The organism is Vibrio sp. SCSIO 43136, assembly GCF_023716565.1.
Lineage (GTDB): Bacteria > Pseudomonadota > Gammaproteobacteria > Enterobacterales > Vibrionaceae > Vibrio.
The window spans coordinates 1345429-1371769 of the sequence record NZ_CP071849.1 but is presented as its reverse complement, the minus strand read 5'-3'; the positions used below and the strand labels follow the sequence as shown (position 1 = coordinate 1371769).

Sequence of the window (26341 nt, the reverse complement as noted above, 5' to 3'; positions counted from 1 at the left end):
ATCAATAAAATACGAGCGAAGTTTAGTGGATCTTGATTAAGATTAAAACTCTAGGCTAAGGTTCGCTGCGAAAAATATTGACGACAGAGTTTTTCAAAATCTTGTGCGGCCATCGGATACCCGAGGGCAAACCCTTGAAGCGTATCACAGCCCATTCGAGCCAAACACTCCGCTTGTGCTTGTGATTCGACGCCTTCCGCCACGATATTTAGTCCAAGGTTGTTGCCTAAATCGATGACGCTGCGAATCGCTGCTAGGTGTTTTCGGCTAGTTAGCATTTGCGATACAAACATCTGATCGATTTTGAGTTCAGTAAAAGGGCTAGAGATAAGTTGTAATAGTGAAGAGTGTCCAGTGCCGAAATCATCAATTGAGACTTGTACCCCGTGCATTCTTAGGCGGCTTGAGGACTCTAGTGATTTAACCACGTCTGGGCTAAGTTCGACCTCAGTTACTTCAAGCGTAAGCTTCGCTGCGGGGAATCTCGCTTGGTCGAGGATTTCTAATACTCGGTCTGAAAAATCCGGTTGGGCCATATCTGAGGGAGTGACATTAACGGCAATTTGCAATGGCCAGCCCATTTGATGCCAGCGGCTGGCTTGATGGATGGCTTGGCGCAAGATATGGATACAGGTGCGATAAGCGTATTTACCCGCTAACAGTTGTGGCAAAAAGTGATTTGGGGTTAACAGACCATATTCCGGGTGCTCCCAGCGCATTAAGGCCTCAGCACCCACCAGAGATTGGCTGGCAGCATTATAATGAGGCTGAAAGTGAGGAAGAATTTGCAGTTGGTTGATGGCTTTGTGTAAGTCATCAAAATCCAGGTTGAACTCAGGTTGTCGTTGTGGCTTTTTCTCGGTCTTCGGAGCTCTCGTAGCCCAAGCTAACACTCGACACAAAGATTCCTTGTGGATTGGTTTGGCTAGGTTGGTGACGTGGGTAAGCCCAGAGCGACTTGCCATATCAACCACCGCTTGTTGGATGTCGTTTTCGGCACTACTGATAAACACCAAAGCGCAGTTGGGCGCTAGTGATGCAAGACGTTTGGCGAACTCAACTCCGTCCATCTCTGGCATCATAAGGTCACAGAAAATGACGTCAGGCACGCTTTCATTAACTATCTGACAAGCTTCAAGCCCATTGCTCGCCAGTAAGATCTCTGCGTCGGTCAAGGCATTGAGCATCGCCTGAGTGACGTTGCGTTGAAAGTTGTCGTCTTCCACAATCAGTATTGTTGTCATAAGGCCTTCCTATGCCACCGCAACGCTTTTGAGTTCTTTAAGGTTAAGTTGCTTGGCGAGTTTTTCACTGGCGGCCAAATAAGCTTGACTGCTTTCATAATGAGTATTGTGGATTTGCGCTTGGCATTGAAAAATCAATTGCGATACCTGACGTTTGCTCCACCCATGCGGCCATGCGTGGCTGAGTGTAATGAATAGGCTATTGGCAATGTCTGGGTCATTGACTCCAGATTGAAACAGCTCTTGTAGTAAGTTGACGGCCTGTTCATACTGCTGCTCTTGGACGTGCAATTGCGCCCTTTTTTTAATGGTTTGCTGCTCTTGACGTAACAGTTCAAATTGACTGCGCCATACTGAAAAAATCTGCTCGAACAACCACTCTCGTTCGGTATTGATGTCATGAGCGGGCAGTTGGGCTTTGTGCTCCTGATATAGCTCCTGTTTTCCCATAACCAAGAACACTTTAAGGCGCTCGATAATTTCAAGCTGAGTGGGGGCTTGAGAGCGCTCGGTTGGGGTGATGCTTAAATATTCTGTTAAGTATTTCTCAGCTTCTAAAACTTTGCCACGAATCGCACATGCTCTCGCAAAAATCAACAACTCAAAAGGTTTGTACTCATTGCGCACAAAGCGAGATCGCCATGCCTCACACCATTTTGAAAGGCCGGTTAAGATTTGGCTGGACGCATCACGTTGATGAAGCAAAGCATTGTCAAGCGTTAGGCTGGCCCCGAGCAGGTACATGTCGGTGGATTCATAAAAGGAGTGTTTAGCGCTTTGCACCATGGATTTAAGCGACAAAGCGGCATGGTCGTAGCGTTTTAGACCGAGCTCAAGGGCGATTTTTATCCAGTGACGTTCGACAGCCATCAATGAAAAATCCGACGCTTGTTTGGCAAATCGCCATGCACTGGCAAAATCTCGACTGGCGATAAATAGCCTGGCTCGCAAATAGGCCACTCGCCCTTTGAGGGCGTTGTGTGTTTTTATGCCATCCAGCAAAAAGTGGGCTTGTTTGTACTGACGTTGTTTTAGAGCGATCTCAGCCAGCATGAGCGCAACCGTTGGGTTATGCTCAATGTCCATGGTAATTAGGCTGTTTCGCGCTTGTTCGAGTTTGTCTAGCGCCATATATGCTTGTGCGGCGATCATCTGTGCTTGCAGCTTCGCACTGGCATCTTTGAAGGTTGTGTTCTCTGCCAAAGTGACCACTTGCTGATAATTATGAGCGCTATAGGCTGAGCTTATCTCTGACAGTTGCCGCTTCTTTTGCATTAATTGTGGTAGGCGAGATTGCAAGGTGACATAGTTGAGAGGTTTGAGCAGGTAGCCCTCTGGCTCGAGCTCTGAAAAGCCACGCACAACGTCAGGTGTACCATCCCCAGTGACAACGACTAAAGTACAATCAAGGGGCAGCAACTGCTGCTGTTGTAAATAAGCTAATAGTTGGTAACCGTTGGCTTTGTCACCAAGGTTGTAATCACACAAAAGCAGTTGAAACGCCACTTCACGACATAGCCCAATCGCTTCCTTGGCATCTTGAGCGAAATGGATTGAGTCGGTTTGAAAACCAAGCTTTTGCAGCATTCCTTTCGCAGCAGTTCGATACATTGGACTGTCATCGACAATCAGGACAGACAAGTTAGCGTAGCTCATGTGTGATATCACCAGATAAAGAGGTGTGCGTATTTTGGTCTATTTGGATGCTGAATGTCTGTTCCCTAAAGAACAGAGATTTTATATTTCCTCTTATACAATCCGCCCGTTGATTATTTCGGTTTATCGAGTGAGGGTGGATGATGATGTGGCGTCAGTGGTTACAGTGGGTGATAGTTTGTGTATTCATCCCACTCTCGATGCAGGTGCACTCCGTCCCTTTGCCTGAGCCAGAACTGGTTCGCATAGGCATCCCAAACGCTTCCGAAACGTCAAACAGTTTGCGAATAGAAGACGCCAAACGGCTGCGAGAATTTGCGGTAAACTACTGGCAGGCTTGGGGAGAAGTAAAAAACAAGCAGGTCACCTTTGTTGAGTCGGACTATCTTGATTTGTTGGATGAGCTAGCAGACGGCAACATCGATATGATGGCTTTTTCGCCGACCGATTCCATCCAGGGTAAAGGACTGGCGAGTATTCCCTATTTAGCTCTCTCCATGACGCTGTACCGACGCAATGTAGAGCTAAGACACGAGCAAACCGTGGCTTTTCATATGCCGAACACGGTTTTCCCAGCGTATTTCAACCCAGCGATTGATGTGATTGCTCATACTGAAGACGTCGATAAGGTCTTAGCCAAAACAGAACAGTTGGACTATGTGCTTACATGGGACCCGCTGAAATTCCAGCGCCAAGTGATGCTTCAGGGCTTAAGTGGCAATTTTATTGAAGTTGAAACCAACATTCCGCCGATCCCTGCTAGGGCCGTCATATCCTTTCATAAGCCCTACCTTCAAGCGGAAGTGAACACCTGGCTACGAGAGGCAAGCCAAGAAATTGCAGGTCAGTTATGGCGTCAAGCCTTTCCCGCTGGCACCAATCATTATCAAGTCTATCAAGGGTTATTGCCTTACCTAAGTCAAGCTCAGCAGGTATTTATAGAGCGAAATCCAAAACTCAGTTTTGCTTTTATCACCTCAGGGGAAGAGCCTTATTTCATTCCACAATCTGTGTTTGTTGATGGCTACATCCCAGACGTGTTAAAGCGTATCGCAATGATTACTGGTGTTGAGATGCAGCCGGCCTTTTACCCGTCATTTAAATCTGCGTTGGCAGGGCTTCAGCGTCAAGAGGTGGATCTGTTTGCTGGGGTGCTTGAAAGCCAAGAGCGCACAGAACATTTTGACTTTTCAGTGGCAGTCGATCATACCGATTTAGCCATCATCAGTGAACAAGACCGCTACGAAACCGGGCAACTAGAAGGGCTTCGTTTATCTATGGTCAGAGGTCTACTCGAAAACGATTTGGTCAAAGAAAAACTGCCAAATAATGCCATCTTCTATGTTGATAACACTCGTCAAGCGATAGAGGCGGTTAGTGATGGTAAAGCCGATGCTCACGTAGGCAAGTTGCTTAACAGTGCTTATGTGATGACGGAGCAAAAGCTGCATAACTTAACTATCCACAAAGCCCAAGATCTCAAGTTGGATTTGTCTCCTCGAATCGCTGTGCATAAACAAAATGAGGAGATGACCCGACTCATCAACTTGGCCATCAACAGTTTCGGTCAGGATTTTCAAACTCAGGTACAAAAGAAATGGCATCAGTATTTGGTGTTGAGTCGAGAAGCAGAAAAAGTCAGCCAGATGTACCGTCAGGCACTGATTTTTATCGGCGTGATGTGTGTGTTTATCTCACTTGCAGTGTTGGTTAATCGCAATAAGGCGCGTAAAGAAGCTGAAATCAGACGAACCTTAAAACAGGCGCTTGATGAGGCTAATGAATCTAAACGACGAGCGGAAAGCATGACTCAGGCTAAGTCGGATTTTCTTGCTCGCATGAGCCACGAGATCCGTACACCGATGAACGGGGTGTTAGGCATGGCTGAAGCGCTTTCATACACTGATCTCGATGCAGAGCAAGATGACTTACTGCAAACCCTTAATGGCTCTGCTCGCAATCTTATGGCATTGCTCAATGACGTGCTTGATTTCTCCAAAATGGATGCAGGGAAATTGGTGCTAGAGTCAACATCGTGCGATTTGCGTATGGTGGCGCAGAACGTGGTCAATAACTTTAAACATAAGGCGGCCTCTCGCTCGCTTAAGTTAAACTATTATGTCGACCCTGCACTGACGACTCATTACCAATGTGACAGCACCCGCTTAATGCAAGTGGTGAATAATCTGGTCTCCAATTCAATCAAATTTACCGAATCAGGCTTCATTGAACTCAACTTCCATTTGATTAAGCCTGATGCTGGAGAAGGTGTTGAGCGTGCGGATTTGGTCCGAATCCACGTTCGAGATAGCGGCATTGGCATTGAGCAGGATAAGCTCAAAGATCTGTTTGACCCGTTTGTTCAAGCCGATGGTGATATAACTCGTCGTTTTGGTGGTACAGGGCTGGGGCTGAGTATTTGTCAGGAGATCATTGCGGAGATGGGGGGAGAGATCCACGTTTCTTCAGTGGTTGGTTATGGCAGCTTGTTCAGCATTACGTTGCTTTTACCTCGTGACGAGCAACATGTTCAAAGTGATAAAAATGAACCAGATACAGTGGAAGATTTTAAATCGCTCAGCGGCTTAAGGGTATTGTTTGCAGAAGACAATCCCGTCAATCAAAAGGTGATCGGTGGTCAGTTAAGCCGTTTAGGGGTTAGCTTTGACATGGTCGATAATGGTCAACAAGCGCTAGAGAGATTACACCGCAAACAATATGACCTGGTGTTGTCGGATTGTCATATGCCTATTATGGATGGCTTTGCTTTGGCAAAAGCGGTGAGAGAGCAGTTCTATGACCGTCCGTACCTCATTGCCATTACCGCCGATGCTTTGAGTGGAGCTGCTAGCACTTGTTTAGCAGCTGGCTTTGATGACTATATCGCCAAACCATGCCCGATGGATGTTCTCGCCCAAAAGCTTGCAAAAATTGAACTGAGTGAAACAGAACGTGATATAGAAGAGGACAACACTCTGGAAGAGTTGGCTCCCTTACCATTCGATGAAGTTCAAGCGGATGAAGAGGTTGATTTTTCGTGGATGGAGGCTTTAGAAGTCCCAGAGCCATCATTGAGCGTTGATGAGGAGAAAAAGCAACAAACTCCAGTCGATGAGCCTATTAACACGCTTATGCCTGCCGACTACCGATTCGATTCGCAGCATATCGTGATGATGTGCGGTGGTGATGAAGAGATTGCAGAGGAAATCTTACGTTCGTTTACCGAGAACTATCATGCTGATATTGCTGAATTAAAACGTTTTGCCGGTCTCGGGGATGAGGAGGGCGTAAAAGACACCGCACATCGTATTAAAGGCTCACTACTTTACCTCGGTGCAACTGATATTGCCGAGCAAGCGAAATTGATCGAGCAGGGAGCATTAACCACTGAGTTAGATCAATTAAATGGACAAATCTTGACGCTTTGTGAGGCGATGGAACTCTTAGGTCAAGGGGTAGAAGTCTATGTGTTGGCTAGGGTGGAGGCGTGTGATGGCGTTGAGTAGTCCAAGCCTTGCGCAATCACTCCAGCAGCGTGTTTTGATGTTGACGCTGTGTTTGGTCTTTTTAGCGTCGGGAATTTCAGGTTTAGCGGTTTGGCAGATCCAGCATCAGCACCTTCAAACCAGGGTAGAGCACTTAAAGGTTCGAGGCTATAACGCCATTGAGCAACAATTTGCGCCGCTATACCGAGCGAAAAACTACCTTGAGCAACAGCTGACAATAATTCCATTGACGTCGAGCAACTGGAGTCAGGTCGAACGTAAACTCGATGTGCTATTGGATAGCAAAACCTTGCCTGTCGACGTTGCCATGTTGCTCGATGACAAAGGTGAGATATGTTACTTGAGAAATAATTCACCACTCAGTGAACTAAACAAGCTGCCGACCTTGTTTACACCTATTACTGGAAAACCTCATATGATGGTCAAAGATAGTGGCATCATTGTGGTTGAAGATGAAGTTCTTATCTACTTGACTGACGTGGTTTACCATCCTCTCTCACCAAGCCGAGCCATTGGTACTATCACTTTGTTTCGTGAAGCGACGGATGAGTTGATCGAAAGTGTCAGCCGAATCATTGGCCATGAGTTCGGCTTACAGTTTTTTCAAGCTTCCAGCAACTTAAGTCGAGTGAGTTACTCTTCGGGTGTGGTTATTGATATTGCTGAGCAGCGCCGTATTGATGACAGCCATATCGTCGAGTTTGCCATCAGGACCAACGCAGGGATCAGGCAGCCAGTGAGCTTCACCCTGACGTTTCCTACTGAACGAACTTGGTATACCCACCCTATGACAGTAGCGCTCGCTGTAGCCATCGTGAACCTTATTTTGATGTTCTTATTCTGGCGCTGCTTGAATCAAAAGGTTGCAGTACCGATGACACATCTACTTGATTCGATGAGAAATTACAATGGCAGTGATCCATTTGACAACCGCTATTTTTGTGGGCAACCCACCACGGATTTCGAGCATATTTTTGCAACGTTTCGTCGGGTGTACCACGAGTTTCAGGAGCAACATCAGTTTTCCTTGTCACTGCTCGATACCATAGGAGACCTGATCATCACTTTGGATAGCCAAGGCCGAGTGACCTATGGCAATCCAGCCGCGTTGAACTGGCTGCGTTTGACTGAACAACAGATCCTTGGTCAACCTTATGAACTGTTAATTGGTTCTGGAGAGTCACACTTTGTTCAGCGTGTTGTAAATCATACCCAGCGCTCCGGCCAACGAATGGTGGCAAAAGGTAAGTTGTTTTCCATTAACCGAACCACCCAAGTGGATGTTGAGCTTATTGGACAGGCCATGGAACAAAGGGAGCAAGGATTATCCTCCATCATTTTAATTATTCGCTTACAAGCTGACGAGGAGTTCAACCATGGCATCGGTTAAGTTACCCACTAAGTTAATGCCATTGCTAGCAATATTATGGGGGGGAACCAACTTTATCCTTTTAGTTGCGGCACACGGGCAAGTTGGCTTACAGGTGTGCGTATTAGTGTTTGCCATCATGCAGTTGATTTTTTTGGTCTACGTATACTCGCAAGTCGTGATTCGCCCCCTTAACGCATTGGATGAATGGCTAGACAGTGCTGAATCAGGGCAGAGAGAGTTAACAGTACGAGAGCACGCTCCAGAGTGTATATTTGGACCGATTGGCAAAAAGTTTCATCAAACCTATGATGCACTACATCAGCAGCAATTATTTAGTCAAGTGCTGCTCTATTCGATCAGCGACATGATCATTACGGTTGATAAGGAAGGGCGGATAGATTATGCCAACCCAGCGGCGTTAGAGTGGCTTGGCATGGAGTTATCGATGGTTAATGGGCAATTCTTGGAGCTAATTTTTGATACTCGTCCGAGTAAGGAGCACTTATCACAATGGGTGCATTTGGCGTTAGAGGAGACTCGAGAGTTTCAGCAAGATTGTCGATTGTCACGGATATCTGAGCGAGATGATTTTATCGAAGTGAATATTCAAGTTAACCCGCTTCACTTTCTTTCGGAAGGCAATCGCGGTGCAATGGTGATCATACGCTTGCTGTAGCAAGCGTATGCTTTACTTGATTACTCTTTCAACCCTTTCACATGGGCTTCCATTTCATCACCAATCTGCTTACGCATTTCAATTAGGCGCAGCGCCGACTGTTCTAACTCTTTATCTTCATCACTTTCAGGAATCCACTTAGGCACCGAAGTCGGCTTACCGTTTTCATCCACTGCCACCATGATCACAATGCAGTGGGTGGTGAGCTTGCGCTCTAAGTTTTTAGGGTCACTGGCTTGCACATCGATGGCAATGTGCATTGAGCTGTTGCCGGTATAGATCACCTTAGCGGTCACTTCTACTAAGTTGCCGACTAAGATTGGGGAGACAAAACGAATCCCCCCAGCATAGGCGGTGATGCAGTATTTACTGCTCCACGCTGCGCTACAGGCATAAGCGGCTAAATCGATCCATTTCATCACAGCGCCGCCGTGTACTTTTCCACCAAAATTCACATCACTTGGTTCAGCAAGAAAACGTAATGTTATGTCGCGTTGAGGCTTACTCATTATTTACTTCTTCCTTGAGTTTTCATTGTTATAACAATAGACAAGGTATAACGAAAAGCGGTAACGTTGCCAGCATAATTATTCAGGGATCACTCCATGCGCATACTTCACACCTCAGATTGGCATCTCGGGCAAAGCTTCTTTAGTAAAAATCGCAAATCAGAGCATCAAGCCTTTATAGATTGGCTATTGAACCAAGTCGATGAACAGCAGGTTGATGCTGTGATCATTGCGGGGGATGTGTTTGATACAGGAACCCCACCTTCTTACGCTCGTGAGCTTTACAACCAATTTGTCGTCGCACTTCAACAACACAACTGTGCTTTGGTGGTGCTTGCGGGTAACCATGATTCGGTCTCGATGCTTAATGAATCTAAGCAAGTGTTGGCCTGTTTAAACACCGATGTGATTGCTGGGGTAGAGGAGGATTTATCTAAGCAAGTGATCGTGCTTAACAACAACGAAGGCCAGCCGGGGGCGTTGGTTTGCGCTATCCCATTCTTACGTCCACGGGATCTGATTGTTAGTGAAGCTGGTGAAAGTGGTGTGGATAAGCAAGTGGCTATCGCCCAAGCAATCAAAACGCATTACAGCAAGGTGTATCAGCTTGCGCTGGAAAAGCGCAAAGATCTGGACATAGAGACGCTGCCAATCATTGCAACAGGTCACCTGACAGCACTCGGTGTCAGTCAATCTGAATCCGTGCGTGATATCTACATAGGTTCGCTAGATGGGTTTTCTGCCGACGGGTTTCCACCGGCAGATTACATTGCGCTTGGTCATATCCACCGCCCGCAAAAAGTCACCAAGCATGACACTATTCGCTACAGCGGCTCGCCAATCCCGCTTAGCTTTGACGAGCTAAGCAGTCAAAAACAGGTGGTGCTGGTGGACTTTGGCCAACAAACTGAGGTGACTACCTTGGATGTGCCGATGTCGCAGCCAATGGAGCTTCTGAAAACGAACCTTGAACAGTTAGAAGTGCAAGTGGAAGCGGTGCAAGCCAAGTACCCAGATCAAACCGTTTGGCTGGCATTAGAAATTGAGTCACAAGATTATCTCTCAGACCTTCAGCAGCGAGTAGCAAACATTATTGAACCATTTCCCGTTGAAGTGCTGCAACTCAAGCGCAGCCGCAAACAAGACCGCAGCGCACTGGCACAGCAAGCGAAAGAGACCCTGTCTGAACTTACTCCATCACAAGTGTTTGAGAAACGTCTAGATCAAGAGGTTTTCGAAGGCGATGAGCAAACCGCCCGCAAGCAGCGTATCGAACAAAAATTTGCCACCATCCTCAATGAACTTAAGGAGGGTGAAGCATGAAAATCTTATCACTGCGCTTTGAAAACCTTAATTCGTTAAAAGGGGAATGGAAGATAGACTTTACCCAATCACCTTTTGTCGATAACGGCCTATTTGCAATCACAGGGGCGACAGGTGCAGGTAAGTCTACTTTGCTCGATGCGATATGTGCTGCCCTATATCACGAGACACCGCGTCTAGACCAGCTAACCACCTCAAGCAATGAGTTGATGACTCGCGGTGAAGCGCAGTGTTGCTCCGAGGTTGAGTTTGAAGTGAAAGGCAAAGCATACCGAGCTTTTTGGTCGATGCGTCGCTCTCGTGGGCAAGCGGATGGCAACCTACAACAGGCAGTGGTTGAACTTGCAGAAGTTGAATCAGGTAAAGTGCTAGCGAATCAGGTGAAGAAAAAAATCGAACTGGTGAAGAAGATCACTGGACTTGATTTTGGCCGTTTCACCAAATCGATGATGTTGTCACAAGGTCAGTTTGCCGCGTTTCTGAATGCCAAAGAAGCTGAAAGGGCGGAATTGCTTGAAGAGCTGACTGGTACGGAGATTTACGGTCAGATCTCCGAGCGAGTACACCAGCACTTTAGTGAAGCCAAGCAACATCTTTCTGGACTTAATGGCAAGGCAGAAGGCATTAACTTGCTGACTAATGAAGAGACAGAAAGTCTTCAGCAAGAGCTTGAAAACCTGAGTAAAGCACAAACCGAGCGAAAAGCTCAGATAGCGGCATTGCTTCAACAGCAAAATTGGTGGCGCGATCAAATCAAACTCGAACGAGAGCTGGTCAACAGCAAGCAGCAACTTACACAAGCCGACAAAGCATTGGCTGATGCTCGCCCAGAGTTGGAGAAGCTTGAACTAAATACGCCTGCTCAGCAGTTAAAAGCGCCTTATGAGCTATGGCAACAGAGCGAGAAGCAGCTTAAAACACATCAAGATGATTGTGTTCAATGTCGCCAGCGCTTAGAGAACCAAGAGCAGGCTCACAAGCAGATAGAAATTGATGCAAAGACAGCCAAGCAAGAGTTAGACGCGTCATCAAAATCACACAATGAGCTTCAGCAGGTTGTAGAGCAGGTTAAGCCGCTAGATACCGAACTTTTGCGTTTAGCTAAAGAGATCACTCAGTTTGAACATCAGCTAGTCACTCAAAACCAAAACCAGCAAGCTAAGCAAGCAGAACTGGCGAGTTTAGTTGAGCAGTCAGATGCATTGCAGCGACAACTAGATCAGGCAAGCCACTATTTGGATACTCACCAAGAGTTTGCCAACCTTGCGCCGCTTATTGAGCGTTGGAAAGCGCTCTTTAACCAATACCAGACGAGCTTGAATAAGTCTTCAGCTGTTCAAGCAGAATTGACAGAAGTCACCAAGCAACAAGATCAGCAGCAGCTGCAATTGACAGAACTAAGCAGTGCGCAAACGGCGAGTAATCTTGCACTCGCTACTGCACAGCAGTTGCAATCTTCTGGACAAAACGCCTTGGATGCCTTGCTAAAGAACGGCTCCATTCAAGATCTAGAACAGCAGCTACAAACACTCAACAAACAGATGCATCAAGCGCATCACTGGGTGGCTATACAAAAACAGTGGCACCAAAGCACAGCAGAATTAACCCACTGGCAAGCGGAGCACAAGCGACTGGGTGAGGAGTTTACTCAGCGAGAAGCCAGCTATCAGCGCTTGCGTGAAGAGTACAAACTCAATGGCGAACTGCTCAAAGCCAAGCAGACGCTGGTGGATCAAGAAGCGCAACTAGCAAAGTATCGTTCACAGCTTGAAGAAGGGGTTTCTTGCCCGCTTTGTGGTTCAACCGAGCATCAATTACCGGACGTGGATGTGCCAGAAATTGTGCTCGAGATCCAAGCGCTTGAGCAAAAACTGGCATTAATCAAACCACAAGGTGAGCAAGCCAAGGTCGAGCTAGACAGTTGCCAGCGCGCCTTGAATGAGGCCCAAAACAAGTTAGTTCAGATCGAGCAAGTGCGAGCAGAACTTAAATCTCAATGGACAACGGAGCTTGGCTTAGATGAAGTTGACAGTGCAGGGCATGCTCAGCAGCAGTTAGAACAGTCGATTGCGTCACTAACTGGTCAATTGGCTGAGGTTCGTAAAGCCGAAGTCGAGCTTACTATGGCCGATAAACAGCTCCAGCAAACCCGATTGGCTGCAGAACAATTATCATCTAAGTATCAGTTGATTGAAGGCACGCTAAAGCATCTTCAGCGGCAATTGGAAAATCTCGACAAGCAAAACCAGAGTTTGACTTTAGAGCAACAAGCGCAGCTGGAGACGTTAAATAAAGAGCTTGAGCAGCACGGACAGTCACAACCTCAAGATTACGCACCTTGGTTTGAGCAAATCGAGCAACAAGTCAAAGAGCACCTATCGCAAGCAGCAAGAAAAGGCGAACTTGATAAACAGTTACAAGCAATCACACCTGCTCTACAAGGCGTGAAAGTTGAAGTTGAGAACATAGTGTTGCGAATTAACGAGCTTTCAAGCCAGCTCGCAGACGTTCAAACGAAACAGAAACAGACGGCCGAGCAGCGTCATACCCTGTTTGGCGACAAGGATGTGTCAGAACAAATCAATACATCTAGCCAGCAGCTAACTTCAAATGAAAGTAAAGCACAGGCGGCGCAAACTGCTCTGGCGGAAAGCCAAAAGGCGCTCAGTGGGTTACAAGCCACCTTATCTTCTGCCGACAAAGCGGTGGAGTCTTCAACCAGCCAATTAGAACGTCACTATTCTGAATGGCAAGTTGTCTTAAAAACTAGTCCATTTAGCGAGTTAGAAAGCTTTAAATCGGCATTGTTACCTGAGCAACAAGTGCGAGTATTGGAAACACAAAAACAGCGTTTGGTTGCGGATATCGAGCGTCAGCAAGGCTTGATTGAGAGCTGTGAGCAAAAGCTAAAAGCACTTAAGCAGCACCCAAATGCCGAGGAGTGGCAAGATATTTCGGAAGAGGTGGTGTCGGCTCAATATAGCGAACTAAACACTATTTACGAGCAAGCATCGCAGCGCCAAGGTGAGCTCAGTAATCAGCTAACTAGCAACGAAGAGCGTCGTCAAAGCCAGCAGTCTCTTCTTCAAGAGATCACGGCTTATCAGCAAGAGTACGATGATATTGCTTACCTGCATGGACTTATCGGTTCGCAAAAAGGTGACAAGTTCCGTAAGTTTGCTCAGGGCCTGACGTTAGATAACCTTATCTATCTTGCAAATCAACAGCTTGATCGCCTTCATGGACGCTATCAACTTAAGCGAAAAGCGGGTGAAGGCTTAGAAATGACGGTGTTAGATACTTGGCAAGGGGACAGTGAACGCGACACCAAAACCTTATCGGGGGGTGAAAGCTTCTTGGTTAGCTTGTCTTTAGCGTTAGCACTATCTGATCTGGTCAGCCACAAAACCAGCATTGATTCGCTGTTTTTGGATGAAGGCTTTGGCACCTTGGATGCAGAAACACTAGATTTAGCACTGGATGCTCTAGATAACCTCAATGCGTCAGGAAAAACCATCGGTGTGATCAGTCATGTCGATGCGATGAAAGAACGTATTCCTGCTCAGCTAAAAGTTCACAAAAAGAGTGGCTTAGGTATTAGTGAGCTGGATGCACGCTATCGGGTACGGGCGTAATTTACACTGTAAACACCCAATTGGTGAGCAAGATAGCAATTTCGCTGTTTTTATCACCAATTGGGTGCTCCTGTCGCCATAATAATTGATGGATTTATGACTTAACAATAAGGAATGGTTGAATGCAAACAGTGAGCGTTGAAGGTCACGAGTACACCCCAAGTAAAATCGTGTGTGTGGGAAGAAACTATGTCGAGCATATTCAAGAACTTGGTAATGCTATGCCCGATAGTATGGTGCTTTTCCACAAACCCAACAGCGCAATTACCAGTGAGTTATTTGCTTATCATCAACAAGAGCAGTTGCACTATGAAGCAGAACTTTGCTTTGCAATAAAAGACAGCCAGTTGAGCGCAGTAGCCATTGGTTTGGACTTAACTAAACGAGCGCTGCAATCTCAACTTAAACAAAAACAATTGCCGTGGGAGCGCGCGAAAGCCTTTGATGGTTCAGCCATTTTTAGCCGCTTTATCTCCTTAGAAGGGTTGGATATAGCGTCGCTTGAAATAGAGCTATACATCAATTGCGTACGAGTGCAGAAAGGCGATACCTCGCAAATGCTCTATCCACCATGCGCTATTTTGCAGGAAGTTTGCTCCTACACCAGTTTACAAGATGGCGATATCTTGATGACGGGAACCCCGAAAGGGGTGGGCACGGTCGAGCGAGATGATCTGTTCTTGGCACGTATCCGCCATGCAGGAGAGATACTTTTAGAGGTAGAATGGGTTGCTAAATAATGATTTGGTGAATGTGTTTTTTAAATACATTCATCAGTAAATTATTGTTAATTATAGAGATAGTGAGTTTGGGAGCTATCTCGCAATACCGTTGGGTAAGTTCTGAGACACTGAAATTCACACCTTAAATCAGAACAGACCAAGATGAAGAAACGGATTTCTTTGATTCTGGTTGCAACGGCGCTGCATGGTGGTTGTACTCGAGTAGTACAAGACGATGTCAGTTTGTTTGCAACCAGCACCGCAACACTCACTCAAAATGTGGACGAACTTATCCTAGAACATGAGATGGCCACCACTGAGCGAAATTTGGTAATGCTTGCTGCCGAAGTCAACGGCAGTACTCCGACATTACTAACTAGCGAGTCACTTTCACAACTTCCCGCAAAAACAAATCTTTACCCACTGCGCCAAGCTAGTGTACTGTTGAACAAGTACAGTGAAGCATTGTTAGCGCTGAGTTTGTCTGAGCAGCCTCAAGAATCCAAGTTGGCGACGCTACAACTGGCGCAAGCCATCAACCAGTTTGATGCCTATAGCACCAGTGACGATAGCTCCAGCGGATTGTTCTCTGCGTTGGCGGTGGAACTGTCGCAAAGCATCACTGCAGAAATGCAGCAGCAAGCAGTAAAGTCTTTGGTTTTTGCCGCCGAAGCACCATTAAACACCTTGTGCGATGAGATAGTGTTAGCCATTGAGCATTCTGATCTGAGTCGATCTTTGATAGCTTCAAGACAGTATGTATTGTCAGAGCAGATACGAGACTTCAATCAAAGAGCGCAAATTCGCTCAATGCCACTGACAAAGAGCCATAAAGAAGTCGAAAGGCTTTATGAGTTGTGGCAACGCACAGCGTCAACAGAGCTCGCAGTACAGCACGCCATTAAATCGATACGGGCGGTACAAAAGAACCATCAGGTATTGGTTGCTCAGTTGAAGCAAAACAAGTTCTCAAGCCAGGCTATTAGCAATGCTGTGTTGGAAATGCAGCAGTTAGCCAAAGGGTTTGAAGACACCCAAACACTGCTACAGAGCTGTGATGGAACAATAGAGAATAAAAATAATCAATTTGTTTGCAGTCGGTAAGGAGAGCCTATGCAGAAACACTTAGTTGAACAATTAAATAAAACCATTTCCCAACACAACAGCTTGCTGGAACAGACCCTAGATACTGATCAAGCGGCGCAACTTCGCCATCAACTCCGAACCCTGTTCGAGCAATATGATCACCTATTAAAGCACCAGCTAGAACGTCATGAATCTCAGTGGGATGAAGCCACTAAAGCGCTTGAAGCGCACATTGCCTCTGCTGTAAAAGCTCAGAAAAACCTTAAGAAAATGGCCGATGTAACTAAAGACACCGGCAAAGTCATAGAAAAGCTTGATAAGCTTTTAGATATCGCTATTTAATCCCATTGAATTTTAAACAAAAAAGCAGGTGATGGTTCACCTGCTTTTTTGTTTTTTGATTGAAAGTAGTGACGATTCGGGAGAGGAAGTAACTCATCAGAACGTTATTTCCATAGCTCTTTACTTGAATGAACCTCTTCAACTTCAACTAATATCCCAAGTATTCTTAGATGGGTGATTAATTGGTAAAGCTGTTTAGGCTCGATGTAGGTGTCATCGCGGGAGGAGTACCAGAACCATTCTCTGCCATTGAGCGGAAAATCATCGGTAGGTAAGGTGGCTACTTTCATACCTTTACGGTAGTACCTCAAAATGCACCTATTCGGCAAAACAAAGCACTCATGATTTACTATCCTTTGAACGGTTGCCATTTTAGGTGCGTACAGCGCATAAGCGCCGACGCCTACGAAGGCAAGGGGACCGATCACGAAGAAAGCGACAATACATACTAGGATACCGACTGCACCCCCACCTCGAAGTACTCTATAGTAACCTTCAGAGACATTGCATATTTCTTTAAATCTGACTCCTTTGTTTGATAGCTCATATTCGTAGGTCATTGGTTTGAAAACTGTATTATGAAAGTAACTGGTAACAAGGAAACCTAATACAAATACAAATACGGAGAAATAGGGGGATTTCTCTAGCAAAAATAAAGTAATGGTAACGAGAGCTAGTACACCTTCAAGTATCCACCCATATAGTTCTCGTTTTGGAGTTGTACTCCATCTAAATACTGGAACACTTCCTTCTAATATGTTGGTTTTAAATAAGTCATAATCAATGTTATCTTCTTTTGCTGCGCTCTCTTCCTCCACGGTTACTCCTAGTTTAATATGATAATATTATTGTCGCATTTTAGTGCTGATCTTGAGCGGGTAGTATGAGTGTTCATGATTGATTCCCGTGGGCTATTTCCATAATTCTTTGTTTGAATGAACCTCTTCAACCTCAACTAATATTCCAAGTATTCTCAGATGAGTGATCAATTGGTAAAACTGTTTAGGCTCAATGTAGGTGTCATCGAGGGAGGAGTACCAGAACCAATCTCTGCCATTGAGCGGAAAATCATCAGTAGGGAAAATAGCTACTTTCATACGTTTACGGTAGTACCTTAAAATGCACCTATTAGGCAAAACAAAGCATTTGTGATTAACTATTCTTTGAACGGTTGCCATTTTAGGGGCGTATAACGCATAAGCGCCAGCTCCAACAAAGGCGAGGGGACCAATAACGAAGAAAGCAATAATACATACTAGGATACCGACTGCTCCCCCACCTCGAAGTACCTTGTAGTACCCTTCAGATACATTGCATATTTCTTTAAATCTAACTCCTTTGTTTGATAGCTCATATTCATAAGTCATTGGTTTAAAGACAGTGTTATGGAAGTAGCTAGTTATAAATGACCAAATAACAAGGTTTAAAGTGGCTAAGTAATATTCATCTTCTTCGAGAGCGATCAAGCCCCAAAAAAATATGGAAATTGAAATTAAAACTAAAGCTCCGGTCATAATAAGACTATACAACTCTCTTGTAGGAGTTGCACTCCATTTAAAAATAACTGTACATCCTTCTAGCTCTTTTTCCTTGAATAGTCTATAGCTGAAAAATTCATCGTTTACTGTGCTATTGATTTCCACGTATGCTCCTAATTTAGAACAATAAGATCATTGTTACGAATCAATGGTAATGTTGAATGGGTAATGTGAGAACTCACGTTTGATTTCATTGTTATTTCCATAGCTCCTTGTTTGAATGAACCTCTTTAACGTCAACCAATATTCCCAGTATTCTTAGATGAGTAATTAGTTGGTAAAGTTTTCTTGGTTCAATATAGGTGTTATCAAGGGCTGAGTACCAATAACCTGGCCTTCCGTTGAGAGGGAAATCATCGGTTGGGTCGGTAACCAATTTCATGTGCTTACGGTAGTATTTCAACCTACATCGATTTGGTAACACAAAATACTTGTGATTGACTATTCTTTGAACGGTTGCCATTTTAGGTGCGTACAACGCATAAGCACCAGCTCCGACGAAGGCGAGGGGACCGATCACCAAGAAAGCGGCAATACATACTAGGATACCGACTGCACCGCCACCTCGAAGCACCTTATAGTATCCTTCAGAGACATTGCATATTTCTTTAAAATATACCCCTTTGTTTGATAACTCATATTCGTAGGTCATTGGTTTTGAGACGGTATTGTGCCAGTAGCTAACGAAAAGTAACCAAATGGAAAATAATAGAGATGCGATTAATGGAGTGTTTTCGAAGTGAATTATAAATAAAGTTGTAGATAACACTACCATTATCCCTTCTAGTATCCAGTCATATAACTCGCGTTTTGGTGTGGTTCTCCAACGAAATATAGTCCTACTATTTTCTAGCTCTTTTTTTTTGAATAAGTCATAGTTAAGGTATTCGTCATTTAAAGAGCTACTGGTTTCCATTGTTACTCCTAGCTTAGAACAATAAGATCATTGTCATTAGTTAATGGCGATGTTGAGTGGGTAGTATGAGTGCTCATGATTGATTCACTTGGGCTATTTCCACAGTTCTTTACTCGAGTGTACCTCTTCAACCTCAACTAATATCCCAAGTATTCTTAGATGAGTGATTAATTGGTAAAGCTGTTTAGGCTCAATGTAGGTGTCGTCCAGAGAGGAGTACCAGAACCAATCTCTGCCATTGAGAGGAAAGTCATCGGTAGGTAAGGTGGCTACTTTCATACGTTTACGGTAGTATCTCAACATGCACCTATTCGGCAAAACAAAGCACTCATGATTTACTATTCTTTGAACAGTTGCCATTTTAGGTGCGTACAATGCATAAGCACCAGCTCCTACGAAGGCTAGGGGACCGACTACTAAGAAAGCAACAATACATACCAGTATACCGACTGCACCACTACCTCGAAGCACCTTATAGTACCCTTCAGATACATTGCATATTTCTTTAAACCTGATGCCTTTGTTTGATAGTTCGTATTCGTAAGTCATTGGTTTGAAAACTGTATTGTGAAAGTATATGGCGCCAAACCCTAACATTGTTAAATTCATTGTGGCGAGGAAGTACCGGTCTTCTTCTGGAGCGCTTAACCCCCATAAGAATACGGAAATAGCAATTAAAGCTAGAGCACCAGTTATTAACTTGCCATACAACTCTCTCTTAGGAGTTACGCTCCAGCTATATAAAAACTTCTCGCCTTCTAGTTCTTTTTCTTTGAAGAGGTCATAGTTGAAGTATTCGTCATTTACAGAGCTACTGGTTTCCATTGTTACTCCTAGCTTAGAACAATAAGATCATTGTCATTAGTTAATGGCGATGTTGAGTGGGTAGTATGAGTGCTCATGATTGATTCACTTGGGCTATTTCCACAGTTCTTTACTCGAATGAACCTCTTCAACCTCAACTAGTATCCCAAGTATTCTTAGATGAGTGATTAATTGGTAAAGCTGTTTAGGCTCAATGTAGGTGTCGTCCAGAGAGGAGTACCAGAACCAATCTCTGCCATTGAGAGGAAAGTCATCGGTAGGTAAGGTGGCTACTTTCATACGTTTACGGTAGTACCTCAACATGCACTTATTCGGTAAAACGAAGCATTTGTGATTAACTATTCTTTGAACGGTTGCCATTTTAGGTGCGTATAACGCATAAGCGCCAGCACCGACGAAGGCGAGGGGACCGATCACGAAGAAAGCGGCAATACATACTAGGATACCGACTGCCCCACCACCTCGAAGTACTTTATAGTAACCTTCAGAGACATTACAAATTTCCTTAAATCTCACTCCTTTATTTGACAACTCATACTCGTAGGTCATTGGTTTAGATACGGTGTTGTGGAAGTAGCTAACCACAAGAAACCCTACTGTTAATACGAGCAATGAGAGAGAGGGGGATTTTTCTAAATAAGCTACGGTAATAATTATAAGTGAGAAAACTCCTTCAAGTATCCGGCCATATAGTTCACGTTTGGGGGTTGAGCACCAAATGAGTACAACCACACTTCCTTCTAGTTCCTTTTCTTTGAAGAGGTCATAGTTAAGGTATTCGCCATTTACAGAGCTACTATTTTCCATTTTTACACCTAGTTTAGAACAATAAGATCATTGTCAATAGTCAATGGTGATGTTGAGTGGGTAGTATGAGTGTTCATGATTGATTCCCGTGGGCTATTTCCATAATTCTTTGTTTGAATGAACCTCTTTAACGTCAACCAATATTCCCAGTATTCTTAGATGAGTAATTAGTTGGTAAAGTTTTCTTGGTTCAATATAGGTGTTATCAAGGGCTGAGTACCAATAACCTGGCCTGCCGTTGAGAGGGAAATCATCGGTTGGGTCGGTAACCAATTTCATATGCTTACGGTAGTATTTCAACCTACATCGACTTGGTAACACAAAACATTTGTGATTAACTATTCTTTGAACCGTTGCCATTTTAGGTGCGTACAACGCGTAAGCACCAGCTCCGACGAAGGCGAGGGGACCGATCACCAAGAAAGCGGCAATACATACTAGGATACCGACTGCCCCCCCACCTCGAAGTACCCTATAGTATCCTTCAGAGACATTGCATATTTCTTTAAATCTGATGCCTTTGTTTGATAGTTCGTATTCGTAGGTCATTGGTTTAGCAATGGTGTTATGCCAGTAGCTAACTAAAAGTACACCTGCTGAAAAAAATAATGGTACTAGGAAGGGTTCATTTAAAAATGAAAGTATAGTCAACACAGTAAATAAAATTACTAATACAACTTCTATTATCCAATTGTATAATTCACGTTTTGGAGTTGCGCTCCATAGAAATATAGTCGTACTGTTTTCTAGCTTTTTTTCTTTGAAGAAGTCATAGTCAAGGTATTCGTCATTTAAAGAGCTACTGGTATCCATTGTTAATCCTAGCTTAGAACAATAAGATTATTGTCATTAGTTAATGGCGATGTTGAGTGGGTAGTATGAGTGCTCATGATTGATTCACTTGGGCTATTTCCACATTTCTTTACTCGAATGAACCTCTTCAACCTCAACTAATATTCCAAGTATTCTAAGATGAGTGATTAATTGGTAAAGCTGTCTAGGCTCAATGTAGGTGTCATCAAGGGAGGAGTACCAGAACCAATCTCTGCCATTGAGCGGAAAGTCATCGGTAGGTAAGGTGGCTACTTTCATACGTTTACGGTAGTACCTTAAAATGCACCTATTCGGCAAAACAAAGCACTCATGATTTACTATTCTTTGAACGGTTGCCATTTTAGGGGCGTATAACGCATAAGCGCCAGCTCCGACGAAGGCGAGGGGACCGATCACGAAGAAAGCGGCAATACATACTAGGATACCGACTGCCCCACCACCTCGAAGTACCTTATAGTATCCTTCAGAGACATTGCATATTTCCTTAAATCTGACGCCCTTGTTTGATAGCTCATATTCGTAGGTCATTGGTTTTGAAACTGTATTATGCCAATAAGTTACGAAAAGAAAACCTAATGAAAAAATTAATGGTGCTAGGAAAGGTCTGTTTATATAGAAAAATATCGTTAAGCCTATAAATATAATTGCTATTGTACCGTCAAATATCCATTCATATAACTTAATTTTTGGAGTTGCACTCCAACTAAATATAGCCTTACTGTTTCCTAGTTCTTCCTCTTTGAAGAGGTCATAATTAAGGTGTTCGTCATTTAATCTGCTACTGCTTTCCATGATTATTCCTGGTTTATTACAATAAGATCACTGTCATTAGTTATTGGCGATATTGAGTGCTCATGTTAGATTTCAATATTACTGTATAGTAATTGTTAGCCTTACCTTCGCTCTCTTCATATCCAATCTGAAGAATAACTTTATCAAGGTTGCTAGTTACCTCAAATTTGTACGTTTCTTTTCCGCTGTTATTGGTTTGGAGAACCAATCTAGTTTGAGATTTAGCGTCATTTAATATTGATATAGATAGTGGGTAGATAGCTGGTTAGTTGCTACTTCCATAGCTCCTTGTTTGAATGAACCTCTTTAACGTCAACCAATATTCCCAGTATTCTTAGATGAGTAATTAGTTGGTAAAGTTTTCTTGGTTCAATATAGGTGTTATCAAGGGCTGAGTACCAATAACCTGGCCTGCCGTTGAGAGGAAAATCATCGGTTGGGTCGGTAACCAATTTCATGTGCTTACGGTAGTATTTCAACCTACATCGGTTTGGTAAAACAAAGCACTCATGATTAACTATTCTTTGAACGGTTGCCATTTTAGGTGCATACAACGCATAAGCGCCAGCTCCGACGAAGGCCAGGGGACCGATGACTAAGAAGGCAACAATACATACAAGTATACCGACTGCACCACTACCTCGAAGCACCTTATAGTATCCTTCAGAGACATTACATATTTCTTTAAACCTGATGCCTTTGTTTGAAAGTTCGTATTCGTAAGTCATTGGTTTGAAAACTGTATTGTGAAAGTATATGGTGCCAAACCCTAACATTGTTAAATTCATTGTGGCGAGGAAGTACCGGTCTTCTTCTGGAGCGCTTAACCCCCATAAGAATACTGAAATAGCAATTAAAGCTAGAGCACCAGTTATTAACTTGCCATACAACTCTCTCTTAGGAGTTACGCTCCAGCTATATAAAAACTTCTCGCCTTCTAGTTCTTTTTCTTTGAAGAGGTCATAGTTGAAGTATTCGTCATTTACAAAGCTACTGGTTTCCATTCTTACTCCTGGTTTATAATAATAAGATCATTGAAATCGGTTATTGGCGCTGTTGAGTGGGTAGTTTGAGTGCTCTTGTTCGATTTCAATGTAACTGTATAGTAATTGCTAGTTTTACCTTTACGCTCTTCGTATCCAATCTGGATAAGAACTCTATCAAGGTTGCTAACTATCTCAAATTTGTATGTTTCTTTGTCACTGTTATTGGTTTGGTGAACTAAATTAGTTTGAGATTTTGCATCATTTAACACTGATATAGATAGTGGGTAACTTGTGTGGTTAGTTGTCACTTCTACTATGTAGCTATTGGTTACTATATTTACCATAGGGTAGTTTCTACCACTTGGTAGAATGGATTTGCTCACATCTCGTATTTCTACATGTGGCATCATGATTATTTTTGATAGCTCATTAATTTCTTGTTGATTACGCCAATTCAATGGCTTATTACCCCACTGACAATTATATATCCATTGTTCCAATGGTGTTTTTTCCAACAACGTTATTAGTGTTGAAATTACTACTATTAGAATACCCCCCCAGAAAAAAGTGGCGGCCATCCAAGGCAGCATAACTTTTGATACAGCTATACCTGATAGAATTCGAATAAAGCCAGTCGTAAATGCAGCACTTGTTAGTGCATAAGCAGTTCCCCGTATGCCAAGTAGTACATTCATAAAAGAGGAGTAACCTCCATCCTTTATCCTCGAAAAATCTTTCCAAGCATCAATTCCTGCTGCGATTGCACCTGTAATCGATGCAATAGCCATTGCTCGACGTAACAACAAGAAAACCTGTGCGGACTGCTTTCCCTTTGTATTTTCTAAGGCTTTATCAACAGTGAGTTCCAATAAGCCTTTGTTGCTGGATTTTGCCAGTGAATTCTTGGCAACACTCTCAACAACACTACTCACTGCTGAAATAGTCCATAATGTTGTGACAGCCACCTCTTTCATTGATTTATTAAACTCAGAACTCTGGGTCGGCAGCATACGCAAGTCATCAATTGCGATCAGTAAGTTCGCAATATTGAGCCCAGCGATTGGTGCGTTAAAACCACCTATAGCATTAAATGCATTGTTTACCTTTGCTTGTGCCTGTTTGCCATAGTTAGCGACTTCATTTTTAATAGCGTCTTTAAAGGCGTCCGCTCGATCATTATTGACTATTTTAATTAGGTTCTGTTTCGATAGTTTAGCGGCAAATGCCCCTCTTTTTTTGAAAAATTCGTAATACTTCTGTTCATACGGTCCTCTCATTAATACTTTTTTATCGTATAGCTTTTTCTCTAGCTCAATGACTTCTCTCATTGCTCGACGAGTATCTTGACTCGCATTGATATATTCTTTGTTAATCTCAAGCGTAAATCGATTGACCGTTGTGCCGTATAAAGACAGCAACAAAATGCGCTTTGATGCAGGACCATTGATAGGAGTATGTGGAGCAATGGTTGATAATATTCTGTCAAACGCTTCAGTCGTTTTGTTGATGACTAGGTTTGCTAGAGTCCCAAATACCTTTTGGCTACCTTGTTCTAGCAGTTGTACCCAGAGCTTTTCTTTCATCTCGGGTATTTCTATCAGCTGCTGATAGTTGGAAAAACTGCTAATGCAATCAGACAATCTTGATATGGGGGCAAAAGCAGGGTGGGTGTTAAAGCTGTCATAGACAGAGTTCGCTATGTTTTGATCCCCACCAAAGATCGCAGTGCTGATCAGGTTTTGCTGCTCTAAAAGGGCATCAACGGGCTGCTTGCAAAGCTCTGAAACTTCACGGGCGGCGGCAATGCTGGCTACGACAGTGTCGCACAACTCAAGGTAATGAAGCATCGATGCCTCATCTTGATTGTCTATGCCTAAGATGAGTACGTTATTGCCTAAGGAATAAACCAGTGAATGAAGCAGTCTACATTGGAGATTGAGTAATGAATCAAGCCTCTTTAGCTTTGATTCTACCTCAATGTTAAACTTGTTGAGCTTATCCCAATCTACCTCATTGGCAAGATGTACCTTTCGTTCATAGTCTATTTCTAGGTGGTAATCGGGAACGAATCCCCATTTAGACTTAAGGTCAAATGAAGAAGTAACCATAGACTTGGCGAAAGATTGCCCAGTTGCTGTTGCACCGAGCGTACCTGTTTTAGTCAGAATATGTTTAAGTGCAATATAGTTATGCACGTCTGCACGAAATTCTGGATAGTTTTCATGATCGACACCGTCCGGCCAATCTTTTTCAGGGATCTGGACTTGGGCGTGACTTGTAACGATGTGAGACATCGCAAGTTTGTGTTGCAGATCTTCATCGTCTACAAAGTGAGATGTTGTCTCGATAATTGGCAAAGTAAGATCGAGGATATCCCCATGTGGATCATCGAGCCGGACAACAAGCTTGATATCATTCGGCGCATTCGCAATCCATTCTCCAACACTGGATGCTGGCTTAGCTTTAAGTTGTTTGTGTTCCGACTCTCTTTTGAGCGGTGTCGAAGTATAATCAAATGGTTGGCAGTCTGGCTGCATGTCAGGAATAGAGTCTAGAATCGTCGCTGGCCCCACATGAGGCTGAGTATTCTCTCGGCAATTTACACGCCGCATGAACAAATAGCGCCACTGATGGCTTTTGCTGAACTCCTTTTTTAGACGTTCCGTCCATTGAAATCCAGAGAAGGCAATGCGCAACACAGTATATTGAGGATATTGAATACCGCCGTTGCTGATGGTTGCACCAGATACTTCAAACTCTTTAAGTTCTTGCTTATTCTCATCGTATACGTACACCCAGCCGTCACGCAGTTGGCGAACAATTTTGGGTAATACACCATTGAGCTTTGATGTGCTGTTTAGCTCAGTAGGGGGATCGGTACGAAACTCGGTATCATAGGCATAGCGAACAGGGATGATAGAGACTAGTGTTTCTTGATCGGGTTTTTCTGCGTTGAGCAGAGGTTTGTTTGGGGAATTAGCGATGGTCTGAAGGTCTTGCGGTAATGCCTGCTCAGAAGAGAGTGGGTTAGATGGCGCTCTAGTGCTTGGATTTGAATTAGACTTTGAGTTTTGTCTTGGAGAGGACAACGAGTTAGTGCTTTCAGCGGTTGAAGATTGCTTCGCGGTTGGACGACTAGGTGTAATACCCGCATTGCCAATTGTTACGTTACCGCTGCCTGAAGTAATTACCCCTCCATGCGAAGTGCCATCGCCACGGCGAGCAGCAGGTTTGCCACCGATAAAAACAGAGCTAGAACCTTCTTTGATGTAGTCCATCTCCCCTGTGCCTGCACAGAGTGATTTGTCTCCTTTTCTCGCCGACGGCAAAGCATTAATGGTTACGCTTGCTTCGCCTTCGATTATTGGCCCACCATGATGCGGTATCTTGCCCGTTTTTTTGGGACAAGTATGCTGATCCCCTTTCCTTGCTGCAGACTTTCCCATGACTCTTTCTTTACACCGCTCAAAAAACAGACACAACGTACCATGCTGCGTTTGAAGGAGTAAAGTTTCAAAAAATCAGTAATTTACTGATTGAATTCACATTAAAGGGGAGTGACGTCTTGAGTC

Annotated in this window: 20 protein-coding genes; 8 read left to right on the top strand and 12 right to left on the bottom strand. The window is 43.9% G+C overall.

The window, feature by feature from the left end; all coding sequences use genetic code 11:
- Positions 1–50: 50 nt before the first annotated feature.
- Together J4N39_RS21090 and J4N39_RS21085 are read right to left on the bottom strand one after the other, a co-directional pair.
- Positions 51–1244: a two-component system response regulator gene (locus J4N39_RS21090; RefSeq protein WP_252024638.1), complete on the bottom strand. Its 1194-nt coding sequence runs from the start codon at positions 1242–1244 to the stop codon at positions 51–53.
- 9 nt (positions 1245–1253) lie between these two features.
- Positions 1254–2900, bottom strand: a complete 1647-nt coding sequence (locus tag J4N39_RS21085) for a response regulator (RefSeq protein ID WP_252024636.1) — start codon at positions 2898–2900, stop codon at positions 1254–1256.
- 140 nt (positions 2901–3040) lie between these two features.
- Between J4N39_RS21085 and J4N39_RS21080 the strand changes: the two genes are divergently transcribed.
- The 3 genes from J4N39_RS21080 to J4N39_RS21070 are packed head-to-tail and all read left to right on the top strand — an operon-like array spanning position 3041 to position 8454.
- Positions 3041–6406, top strand: a complete 3366-nt coding sequence (locus J4N39_RS21080; protein ID WP_252024634.1) for an ATP-binding protein — start codon at positions 3041–3043, stop codon at positions 6404–6406.
- Positions 6393–7796, top strand: coding sequence for a PAS domain-containing protein (locus tag J4N39_RS21075; protein ID WP_252024632.1), 1404 nt, complete (start codon positions 6393–6395; stop codon positions 7794–7796). Before J4N39_RS21080 ends, J4N39_RS21075 begins: the two co-directional genes overlap by 14 nt.
- Entirely contained in the window at positions 7783–8454 is a 672-nt protein-coding gene (locus tag J4N39_RS21070) for a PAS domain-containing protein (RefSeq protein ID WP_252024630.1), read from the top strand. Before J4N39_RS21075 ends, J4N39_RS21070 begins: the two co-directional genes overlap by 14 nt.
- Before the next feature lie 20 nt (positions 8455–8474).
- On the opposite strand, the gene J4N39_RS21065 is transcribed toward J4N39_RS21070, so the two are convergent.
- Entirely contained in the window at positions 8475–8963 is a 489-nt protein-coding gene (locus J4N39_RS21065) for an acyl-CoA thioesterase (protein ID WP_252024628.1), read from the bottom strand.
- Positions 8964–9059: 96 nt separating this feature from the next.
- On the opposite strand from J4N39_RS21065, the gene sbcD reads away from it, so the two are divergent.
- From sbcD to J4N39_RS21040, 5 genes are all read left to right on the top strand, one after another.
- Entirely contained in the window at positions 9060–10286 is a 1227-nt protein-coding gene (gene sbcD / locus J4N39_RS21060; protein ID WP_252024627.1) for an exonuclease subunit SbcD, read from the top strand.
- The gene (locus tag J4N39_RS21055; protein ID WP_252024625.1) at positions 10283–13921 is read left to right on the top strand and encodes an AAA family ATPase; all 3639 of its coding nucleotides are present in this window, start codon (positions 10283–10285) and stop codon (positions 13919–13921) included. Before sbcD ends, J4N39_RS21055 begins: the two co-directional genes overlap by 4 nt.
- 122 nt (positions 13922–14043) lie before the next feature.
- Positions 14044–14661, top strand: coding sequence for a fumarylacetoacetate hydrolase family protein (locus J4N39_RS21050; protein ID WP_252024623.1), 618 nt, complete (start codon positions 14044–14046; stop codon positions 14659–14661).
- A 144-nt stretch (positions 14662–14805) separates the two neighbouring features.
- On the top strand, positions 14806–15747 hold the full coding sequence (locus J4N39_RS21045) for a hypothetical protein (protein WP_252024621.1): 942 nt from the start codon (positions 14806–14808) through the stop codon (positions 15745–15747).
- A gap of 9 nt (positions 15748–15756) precedes the next feature.
- Positions 15757–16071: a hypothetical protein gene (locus J4N39_RS21040; protein ID WP_252024619.1), complete on the top strand. Its 315-nt coding sequence runs from the start codon at positions 15757–15759 to the stop codon at positions 16069–16071.
- A gap of 104 nt (positions 16072–16175) precedes the next feature.
- Here J4N39_RS21040 and J4N39_RS21035 read toward each other — a convergent pair whose 3' ends face one another.
- The 9 genes from J4N39_RS21035 to J4N39_RS20995 all read right to left on the bottom strand — a co-directional run bounded on the left by J4N39_RS21035 (position 16176) and on the right by J4N39_RS20995 (position 26215).
- Positions 16176–16889, bottom strand: coding sequence for an immunity protein TsiV2 protein (locus tag J4N39_RS21035; RefSeq protein ID WP_252024617.1), 714 nt, complete (start codon positions 16887–16889; stop codon positions 16176–16178).
- Between the two features lie 93 nt (positions 16890–16982).
- Positions 16983–17714 carry an immunity protein TsiV2 protein gene (locus tag J4N39_RS21030; protein WP_252024615.1) on the bottom strand — a complete coding sequence of 244 codons (732 nt, stop codon included), beginning with the start codon at positions 17712–17714 and terminating at the stop codon, positions 16983–16985.
- Positions 17715–17805: 91 nt separating this feature from the next.
- Complete coding sequence (locus J4N39_RS21025; RefSeq protein ID WP_252024613.1) at positions 17806–18525, bottom strand: immunity protein TsiV2 protein; 720 nt, start codon at positions 18523–18525, stop codon at positions 17806–17808.
- Positions 18526–18618: 93 nt separating this feature from the next.
- Positions 18619–19350 carry an immunity protein TsiV2 protein gene (locus tag J4N39_RS21020; RefSeq protein WP_252024611.1) on the bottom strand — a complete coding sequence of 244 codons (732 nt, stop codon included), beginning with the start codon at positions 19348–19350 and terminating at the stop codon, positions 18619–18621.
- 93 nt (positions 19351–19443) lie between these two features.
- A complete protein-coding gene (locus J4N39_RS21015) occupies positions 19444–20157 on the bottom strand; it encodes an immunity protein TsiV2 protein (RefSeq protein ID WP_252024609.1) in 714 nt (237 codons plus the stop codon).
- A 93-nt stretch (positions 20158–20250) separates the two neighbouring features.
- Positions 20251–20970: an immunity protein TsiV2 protein gene (locus tag J4N39_RS21010; RefSeq protein ID WP_252024607.1), complete on the bottom strand. Its 720-nt coding sequence runs from the start codon at positions 20968–20970 to the stop codon at positions 20251–20253.
- Between the two features lie 93 nt (positions 20971–21063).
- Positions 21064–21783 carry an immunity protein TsiV2 protein gene (locus J4N39_RS21005; RefSeq protein ID WP_252024605.1) on the bottom strand — a complete coding sequence of 240 codons (720 nt, stop codon included), beginning with the start codon at positions 21781–21783 and terminating at the stop codon, positions 21064–21066.
- A gap of 272 nt (positions 21784–22055) precedes the next feature.
- Positions 22056–22787, bottom strand: coding sequence for an immunity protein TsiV2 protein (locus J4N39_RS21000; protein WP_252024603.1), 732 nt, complete (start codon positions 22785–22787; stop codon positions 22056–22058).
- A 2-nt stretch (positions 22788–22789) separates the two neighbouring features.
- Positions 22790–26215 (bottom strand): PAAR domain-containing protein, encoded by a 3426-nt coding sequence (locus J4N39_RS20995; protein WP_252024601.1) that lies wholly within the window; start codon positions 26213–26215, stop codon positions 22790–22792.
- Positions 26216–26341: the final 126 nt, after the last annotated feature.

Bases quoted from the DNA above. Each gene is read 5' to 3' on its own strand.
- J4N39_RS21090 (WP_252024638.1), bottom strand. From the start codon at position 1,244: ATGACAACAATACTGATTGTGGAAGACGACAACTTTCAACGCAACGTC.
- J4N39_RS21085 (WP_252024636.1), bottom strand. From the start codon at position 2,900: ATGAGCTACGCTAACTTGTCTGTCCTGATTGTCGATGACAGTCCAATG.
- J4N39_RS21080 (WP_252024634.1), top strand. From the start codon at position 3,041: ATGATGATGTGGCGTCAGTGGTTACAGTGGGTGATAGTTTGTGTATTC.
- J4N39_RS21075 (WP_252024632.1), top strand. From the start codon at position 6,393: ATGGCGTTGAGTAGTCCAAGCCTTGCGCAATCACTCCAGCAGCGTGTT.
- J4N39_RS21070 (WP_252024630.1), top strand. From the start codon at position 7,783: ATGGCATCGGTTAAGTTACCCACTAAGTTAATGCCATTGCTAGCAATA.
- J4N39_RS21065 (WP_252024628.1), bottom strand. From the start codon at position 8,963: ATGAGTAAGCCTCAACGCGACATAACATTACGTTTTCTTGCTGAACCA.
- sbcD (WP_252024627.1), top strand. From the start codon at position 9,060: ATGCGCATACTTCACACCTCAGATTGGCATCTCGGGCAAAGCTTCTTT.
- J4N39_RS21055 (WP_252024625.1), top strand. From the start codon at position 10,283: ATGAAAATCTTATCACTGCGCTTTGAAAACCTTAATTCGTTAAAAGGG.
- J4N39_RS21050 (WP_252024623.1), top strand. From the start codon at position 14,044: ATGCAAACAGTGAGCGTTGAAGGTCACGAGTACACCCCAAGTAAAATC.
- J4N39_RS21045 (WP_252024621.1), top strand. From the start codon at position 14,806: ATGAAGAAACGGATTTCTTTGATTCTGGTTGCAACGGCGCTGCATGGT.
- J4N39_RS21040 (WP_252024619.1), top strand. From the start codon at position 15,757: ATGCAGAAACACTTAGTTGAACAATTAAATAAAACCATTTCCCAACAC.
- J4N39_RS21025 (WP_252024613.1), bottom strand. From the start codon at position 18,525: ATGGAAACCAGTAGCTCTTTAAATGACGAATACCTTAACTATGACTTA.
- J4N39_RS21020 (WP_252024611.1), bottom strand. From the start codon at position 19,350: ATGGAAACCAGTAGCTCTGTAAATGACGAATACTTCAACTATGACCTC.
- J4N39_RS21015 (WP_252024609.1), bottom strand. From the start codon at position 20,157: ATGGAAAATAGTAGCTCTGTAAATGGCGAATACCTTAACTATGACCTC.
- J4N39_RS21010 (WP_252024607.1), bottom strand. From the start codon at position 20,970: ATGGATACCAGTAGCTCTTTAAATGACGAATACCTTGACTATGACTTC.
- J4N39_RS21005 (WP_252024605.1), bottom strand. From the start codon at position 21,783: ATGGAAAGCAGTAGCAGATTAAATGACGAACACCTTAATTATGACCTC.
- J4N39_RS21000 (WP_252024603.1), bottom strand. From the start codon at position 22,787: ATGGAAACCAGTAGCTTTGTAAATGACGAATACTTCAACTATGACCTC.
- J4N39_RS20995 (WP_252024601.1), bottom strand. From the start codon at position 26,215: ATGGGAAAGTCTGCAGCAAGGAAAGGGGATCAGCATACTTGTCCCAAA.